1 protein-coding gene is annotated in these 1,101 nt (G+C 71.9%); it reads right to left on the bottom strand.

Features of this window, described 5'->3' with window-relative positions; genetic code table 11:
* Nucleotides 1-76: 76 nt before the first annotated feature.
* Nucleotides 77-1,045, bottom strand: coding sequence for a MerR family transcriptional regulator (locus ACO1BR_RS33180; protein ID WP_426798810.1), 969 nt, complete (start codon nucleotides 1,043-1,045; stop codon nucleotides 77-79).
* Between the last annotated feature and the right edge of the window lie 56 nt (nucleotides 1,046-1,101).

Here is a 1,101-nt window from a genome sequence, read left to right as displayed (position 1 = left end):
CCCCACGCTGACGGACACGCCTCGCGGCCGGTGCCCGAGCCGCCGTAAGCCACGGCTCAGGGCTCACGGCCATGGCCTACGGCTTCAGGGGCGCGTCGCGCTGGGTTCCGTCCGACGGGTCAGGGTCGGACAGGCTCTGACCGTGTGCGCGCAGTGCGGCGATCAGCCAGGCGAACGCCGGTACCTGTGAGGGGATCGGCGGACGCCCGTTCAGCACGCCGAGCAGCTGCCAGTACCGCTCCACCCGCTGGTCGGTGAAGGTGTCCAACTTCTCGGCCAGCCGGGCGCGTTCCGCCGCGGGCAGGCCGGGGCCGACGATCCGGTGCAGGATCTCCTCGCCGGCGGCCGATTCGGGAACGACGTGCTCGCGCACCGCCCGGCCGGCGAGCTCCGCGACCTTCGCCGGGTCGGGGCCCTCCGGCTGCTGCTCTCCCTGCGACCCGGCCACGGCCATCTCCCGTACCCGCTTCCGGAACGCCGCGTCGCCGACCAGCTCGGCCAGCTCCACCCAGGCCTCCACCTGCTCGGGAGTCGGGTCGGCGGGCAGGTGAGCCGGCATGGTGCGCATAGCGTGGGCCAGGTGAGCGCCGGGCGCCTCGGGGTCGATACCGTCGAAGGTCTCGTGGACGAACCCGTCGATGATCCGCTGCCGTTCGTCGGCGGACATCCGGGCCAGATCGTGCATCATCGTCATCTCCTCGGTCGTACTGTCACGTCGAGCGACCCGGTCGAGCACCGCGCGCCGCACCCGCAGGGTGCGGATCTCCGCGTCCAGTGCCCGTACATGGGCCCTGGCCACGTCGCGCACGGTCACCTGCCGGTCGAGTACCCGGCGTACCGTCTCCAGGTCCAACCCCAGCTCGCGCAGGGTGCGGACCAGGTCGAGGCGGGCGGCGGCACCGGCGTCGTAGAGCCGGAAGCCGCCTGCTGTGCGCCCGGCCGGCGCAAGGATGCCGATGTCGGACCAGAAGCGGATCGTGCGCACCGAAACCCCGGTGCGCCGGGCGAGGTCGCCGATGGTCAGCATCTCGATGTGGTCGCTCACGGGACCTACTCTCATCCCTCCAGCGGATGGAGAATCAAGCCCTTTTCGCGGGACCC

The organism is Streptomyces sp. YGL11-2 (genome assembly GCF_050054615.1).
Classification (GTDB): Bacteria; Actinomycetota; Actinomycetes; order Streptomycetales; family Streptomycetaceae; genus Streptomyces.
Note: the sequence above shows the minus strand (reverse complement) of the source record. Positions and strands in the feature narration are given on the sequence as shown.